Raw genomic sequence first — 5,842 nt, 5'->3', positions numbered from 1 at the left:
CCTTGACAAATGTTTTTTTATTTCTTTTTTAATCCATTCTTCTAAATAATTAATCTGTCTAGGTAATCTAATATTTATATCAATATATCTATGATTTACAGATTTTATCTCTATTTTAGATCTATATAATTCATTTTCATCCTCACCTTTACCATATCCAGTCATGGACATTACCAAATCTATCACTCCTTTTAGCTCTTTAATATTTAATTATATATTTAATGACGTTTAAAATCCAGTCTTTATTAATAAAATTTAATATTTTAAACTTTTATAAGTTTTATATATTATACTTTTCTTTATAAACAATCGATTAAATGATATACTTGAAATTATATTAGATTAAAATTGGAGGAATAAATTAATGTCGTTTGATGGTATTGTAACACATACAGTTGTAACAGAGCTTGAAAAAAAATTAATTGGTGGTAGAATAGATAAAATATATCAACCCGAAAAAGATGAGATATGGATTCACATTAGAAGTAAAGGAAGTAATTACAAATTACTTATTTCTGCTACTAGTAATAATCCTAGGATTTATACTACCAAAAATTCTAAGCAAAATCCAGCAACGCCTCCTATGTTTTGTATGTTACTTAGAAAACATTTAATTGGAGGAACTATATTAAATATTAAACAATTAAATCTTGATAGGGTAATATCAATAGATATCTCTTCTTTAGATGAATTGGGAGATCCAACAGAAAAAACTTTAACTATAGAAATTATGGGAAAACATAGTAATATAATCTTCGTAGAAAAATCAAATAATAAAATTATAGATTCGATTAAAAGAGTATCTTTTGATATGAGTAGAGTAAGACAAATATTACCTGGTAATACTTATATTTTTCCACCTAGCCAAGATAAGTTAAATCCATTACTTTCAAACAAAGAAGAATTTATAAAACTACTCAAAAATGAAAAACCTAACACACATATATATAAATTCTTTTACTTTAATTATATGGGCTTAAGTCCTTTTATTAGTAAAGAAATTTGTTTTAATGCTAATCTTGACATAAAACGAAACATAAATAGTTTATCAACTCTAGATATTGAAAACCTATATCAAAATTTTAATAATTTTATATCCAAAATAAAATCACAAAAATTTAATCCTTTATATATAAAAGATAGTGAAGGAAAAATATTAGCTTTTTATTCTTTAGATATCCATATGTTTGGGGAAAAAAATAAGATTTTTCTTCCTACTATTTCAGAGGTATTAGACATAGTATATGACTCTAAAGATACTTTTGATAGAGTATCTCAAAAATCTCAATTTATAAAAAAACTAGTCCAAACTAAGCTTGATAGAAGTCTAAATAAACTTTCTAAACAAAATAATGAATTAATAGAAAGCAAAGATAGAGAAAAATATAAGATCTATGCTGATCTTATATCTGCTAACATTCATAATATAAATACAGGACTTAAGTCTGTATCGCTTCCTAATTTTTATGACGAAAATATGGCAGAATTAAGTATACCATTAGATAAAAAATTATCAGCACCAGAAAATGCACAAAGATATTATAAAAGATATTCAAAATTAAAATCTCGTGAATCACTTTTAAAAATACAAATAAAAGAAACAAAAGATGAAATAGAATATTTAGAAAATGTATTGATTAGCATAGAACATTCTAAGCATATTGATGAAATAGAGGAAATAAGAGATGAACTTATAAAAGAAAAATATATCAGAGATACTAGTAAAGATAAAATTAGAAGAAAAAGAAAAAACAAATCCACTTTTAAACCTCATCATTATATTTCAACAGATGGGCTCGATATCTATGTTGGAAAAAATAATGTTCAAAATGAATATATAACTTTAAAAGTTGCTCGAAAAGATGATCTATGGTTTCATGTACAAGGTATGCCAGGAAGTCACGTTATAGTAAAAAGACAAAATGATGAAATACCAATATCTACATTAGAAGAAGCAGCAACTCTTGCCGCCTTCTATAGTAAAGCAAAAAATAGTTCCAATGTATCTGTTGATTATACAGATAAAAAGAATGTTAAAAAAGCTCCCTCATCTAAAACTGGAATGGTTATATATAATAATTTTAAAACTATAAATATTACTCCTTCCCAGGGAAAAATCGATAAAATAAAAAGTGTAGACTAGTCTACACTTTTTATTTTATCCTAACTTCATCAAAACTATCTATCTCTATAAAGTTTACATCTACTATCTCATCTTTAGATGTCGGTACATTTTTCCCTACAAAATCTGGTCTTATAGGAATTTCTCTGTGACCTCTATCTATAAGTACTGCTAATTGAACTTTTTTAGGTCTACCTTTTTCACTCATAGCATCAAGAGCTGCTCTAGTTGTTCTGCCTGTGTAGATTACATCATCAACAAGAACCACTATTTTTTTATCTATTTGCCCACTAAAAGGTTCATTTATAGAAGGTTCTATACTTTTTTTAGATAAATCATCTCTATATAAGGTTATATCCAGTTCGTATACATTAATAGTTTGACCTTCTATTTCTTCTATTTTTTTGCCCAGCCTTTTAGCAAATGGAACTCCCCTTGTTTTCACTCCTACTAAAACTACATTTTTTATGCCTTTATTTTTTTCTATTATTTCATTAGCAATTCGTGTTATAGCTCTAGCAATAGCTTTTTCATCCATTATACTAACTTTTGTTTTCATTTTATTATCACCTATTATTTTATTTTTTTAATTACTTTATCAAATCTATCTGGTATTGCTGTGCTAAATTCCATATATTCATAAGTCTTTGGATGAACAAATCCAATCCTTATTGAATGAAGAAGTTGACCATTTAAATTAAACTCATTCTTTCTAGAATATTTTACATCTCCAACTATAGGGTGTTTTATATGAGAAAAATGTACTCTTATCTGATGGGTTCTTCCCGTTTCTAAGCTAGCTTTAATAAGTGTATATTTTTTAAACCTTTGAAGAACTTCATATTTTGTTAAAGCATTTTTACTGTTTGTTTCTATTACAGCCATCTTTTTTCTATTCTTAGGATTTCTACCTATAGGCTTATCTATTATTCCTTTTTCTTCTTTTAAAACACCTTTAACCAGTGCTATATATTCTCTTTTTACATCTCTATTTTTAAAATAATTAGATAATATTTCATGAGAATAATTGTTTTTAGCTACAACTAAAAGTCCGGATGTATCCTTATCTAATCTATGGACTATGCCAGGTCTTATTTCTCCTCCTAGATCAGAAAGATTATTTAAATTATATAACAAAGCATTTACTAAAGTATCAGTAAAGTTACCAGGTGCTGGATGCACTACCATTCCTATAGGTTTATTTATTATAGCAATATCATTATCTTCATATAAAATATCTAATTTTATATTCTGTGGTATTACTTCATTTCGTTTTTGGATAGGTATATTTATTATAACATTATCAGATTTTTTTAAGGTATATTTAGGCTTTTTAATCTCATCATTAACCAAAATTTCACCATTTTTTATAAGCTTTTTAATTTCACTTCTAGATATATCCTTAATTTTTTTGGACAAATATGAATCTAATCTTTCTGATGTGTCATCTTTAATAATCATCTCAATTTTTTTCATCTTATCACCTATGCTTCTACTTTGTCGAATAATATTATAAAGATTATTAATATAGTGCTTACTACAATAAATATATCAGCTATATTAAATACTGGAAAACTATAATAACCTTTAAGCTTAAAACTTATAAAATCTACTACATATCCAAATCTTATACGATCAATTAAATTGCCTGCTGCTCCACCTATTAGCATAGCAAAAGCTATTCTAGTGTATATGCTCAAATCATTATGATTTCTTACAAGATAAATAGATAAAAACAAGATAATTGCAATTGTAATTATTATAAAAAAAAGTCTTTTATGTTCTAATATCCCAAAAGCTGCTCCTCTATTTTCGACATAATTAAATTGTAGGAAATTTCCTATTATTTTATATGGATTGTTACCTTTTAAATATTTTATGGCGGCTAACTTACTTATCTGATCAGAAAAAATTATAAACATTATTACTATTAATTCCATTTTTTTCTCCTATCTTATTAAAATCTCTATTATCTATTATTTGTAATCATCAATATAATAGAGTAAATTTCTCTTTAAGGAGAAATTTACTCTAAAGTATCTTTATAATATTCTTCAGATATTTTTTCAATATCTTCTGAAGTATCAGACTTATCATCATAATCTTCATCCATGATTCCTATATTATCTCCTGTAGAGTGAGAAGGATCTTTAGGTACAATATTATCCTGCATTACATCTTGATAGGTATCTTCTCTATCATAGGATACATTATCCTTTTCTTCATTTGGCTCTAAGTTAATACTCTCATAATTTAATGACTCATATTTCTTTTTACCAATTAAACTTTCTTCATTACTTACCTTTTCTTCATTTGAACAATCTAAACAAGTCTTAGTATATGGAATGAGCTCAAGCCTTTTTTCTTTTATTTCTTTATTACAATTATTACAGATACCATAATTCCCCTCTTCAATGCTTTCTAAAGAATCATTTATCTTTTCAATCGTTTCTTTTATTTGTTCTTTATATCCTTTTTCTTGTTCCATCATATATACTTCTGTACCTATATCCGCTGGGTGGTTATCATATGAGGATAATTCACTTTCTAATGAATCTATAGTTTCTTCTTTCTCCTCTTCTCTTTCTTTTAAATATTTTTTTTGCTCCTCTTTTTCTTTTAAAAGTTTATTTTTAAAATGTTTTAATTTTGTATTATTCATATCTACTCTCCTTAAATAACTTATTATTATATTACTATACCCATTTTTTATAATATATCCATATAATAATTAAAAGGGCTACTAGGCCCCTAAATCATCTAAGTCTTCACTGTCATGTAAATAGGAAATTTCTTCTTCGCTTAAATTTTCTTGTATTTCAATATCATTCTTTTTATTTGATTCTGAACTTATTATAGACCCCTTTTCAATATCTTTATGAAATTTATCTAAAGATAATAACTGTGCTTCAATAAATGTTTGATATCTAGTTTTAAAGGAAAGCATTTCTTTTCTTAAGTGTTCATACTCTAAATTAATATCTCTTACTCTTTCTTTTGCGAGTTCAATGATTTTATCCCCATTTATTTCTGCTTCATCAGTTATATTTTGTGATTTTGATCTAGCAGAACTAATAATTTCTTCTGCCGTAGTTTGAGCTATAACTAAAGTATTTTTTAAAGTTTCTTCCAATGTATTATATTGTCTTATTTGATCTGAGAATAAATTTACCTTATCTTTTAATTCTACATTCTCTTTATAAACTTTTTCATAATCTTCAATAACTTCATCTAAAAATATATCTACAGACTTTATATCATAACCTCTAAAGCTTCTTTTAAATTCTTTGTTTTGTATATCCAAAGGTGTAAGCAAGTATAATCACTCCTTTATAATATAATTCTTATTATGCAAACAATTCTATTGCTTTTACTCCTCCCTTTTACTTCATCTAAAGTAAATCTTCCAAATCCTTTTACAGAAATTAAATCTTTTTCTTTTATTTCCTTTGAAGGTTTTTTCACATTTTCCCAATTTACTTTTATATTTCCCGCTTTTATAATATTAATACTTTCTTTTCTAGAGATCTTAAAAGTTGAACTAATAATTACATCTAATCTAAGAGACTTTAAGAATTTATTCAAATATTTATATTGGTATTTAGGTGGTTTTATACTATTTAATGTATGTAATGAAACTTCAACATTATTATTTTTAACTTTTTGTAGATTATAAATTATATAATCACAAATTTCCTTTTTTACTAATACAAGTGCAAA

8 protein-coding genes are annotated in these 5,842 nt (G+C 25.4%); 1 reads left to right on the top strand and 7 read right to left on the bottom strand.

Annotated elements, in window-relative coordinates; genetic code table 11:
* A partial coding sequence (locus tag ACTHW2_RS10025; protein ID WP_442263783.1) for a YicC/YloC family endoribonuclease occupies positions 1 to 165 on the bottom strand: 165 nt, incomplete at its 3' end.
* Between the two features lie 199 nt (positions 166 to 364).
* On the opposite strand from ACTHW2_RS10025, the gene ACTHW2_RS10020 reads away from it, so the two are divergent.
* Entirely contained in the window at positions 365 to 2,143 is a 1,779-nt protein-coding gene (locus tag ACTHW2_RS10020; RefSeq protein ID WP_442263782.1) for an Rqc2 family fibronectin-binding protein, read from the top strand.
* Between the two features lie 10 nt (positions 2,144 to 2,153).
* Here the strand turns inward: ACTHW2_RS10020 and pyrR are convergent, their stop codons facing one another.
* From pyrR to ACTHW2_RS09990, 6 genes are all read right to left on the bottom strand, one after another.
* Positions 2,154 to 2,681 (bottom strand): bifunctional pyr operon transcriptional regulator/uracil phosphoribosyltransferase PyrR, encoded by a 528-nt coding sequence (pyrR, locus tag ACTHW2_RS10015; protein ID WP_442263781.1) that lies wholly within the window; start codon positions 2,679 to 2,681, stop codon positions 2,154 to 2,156.
* A 14-nt stretch (positions 2,682 to 2,695) separates the two neighbouring features.
* Entirely contained in the window at positions 2,696 to 3,598 is a 903-nt protein-coding gene (locus ACTHW2_RS10010; RefSeq protein ID WP_442263780.1) for an RluA family pseudouridine synthase, read from the bottom strand.
* Between the two features lie 8 nt (positions 3,599 to 3,606).
* Complete coding sequence (gene lspA / locus ACTHW2_RS10005) at positions 3,607 to 4,062, bottom strand: signal peptidase II (protein WP_442263779.1); 456 nt, start codon at positions 4,060 to 4,062, stop codon at positions 3,607 to 3,609.
* 86 nt (positions 4,063 to 4,148) lie between these two features.
* Complete coding sequence (locus ACTHW2_RS10000) at positions 4,149 to 4,784, bottom strand: TraR/DksA C4-type zinc finger protein (protein WP_442263778.1); 636 nt, start codon at positions 4,782 to 4,784, stop codon at positions 4,149 to 4,151.
* 81 nt (positions 4,785 to 4,865) lie between these two features.
* A complete protein-coding gene (locus tag ACTHW2_RS09995) occupies positions 4,866 to 5,438 on the bottom strand; it encodes a DivIVA domain-containing protein (RefSeq protein ID WP_442263777.1) in 573 nt (190 codons plus the stop codon).
* A 14-nt stretch (positions 5,439 to 5,452) separates the two neighbouring features.
* Positions 5,453 to 5,842 (bottom strand): S4 domain-containing protein (locus ACTHW2_RS09990; RefSeq protein ID WP_442263776.1); only part of this gene is annotated, 390 nt, incomplete at its 5' end.

It is taken from the genome of Tissierella sp. (assembly GCF_052089545.1).
Classification (GTDB): Bacteria; Bacillota; Clostridia; order Tissierellales; family Tissierellaceae; genus Tissierella_A.
Note: the sequence above shows the minus strand (reverse complement) of the source record. Positions and strands in the feature narration are given on the sequence as shown.

Bases quoted from the DNA above. Each gene is read 5' to 3' on its own strand.
- ACTHW2_RS10000 (WP_442263778.1), bottom strand. From the start codon at position 4,784: ATGAATAATACAAAATTAAAACATTTTAAAAATAAACTTTTAAAAGAA.
- pyrR (WP_442263781.1), bottom strand. From the start codon at position 2,681: ATGAAAACAAAAGTTAGTATAATGGATGAAAAAGCTATTGCTAGAGCT.
- ACTHW2_RS10010 (WP_442263780.1), bottom strand. From the start codon at position 3,598: ATGAAAAAAATTGAGATGATTATTAAAGATGACACATCAGAAAGATTA.
- lspA (WP_442263779.1), bottom strand. From the start codon at position 4,062: ATGGAATTAATAGTAATAATGTTTATAATTTTTTCTGATCAGATAAGT.
- ACTHW2_RS10020 (WP_442263782.1), top strand. From the start codon at position 365: ATGTCGTTTGATGGTATTGTAACACATACAGTTGTAACAGAGCTTGAA.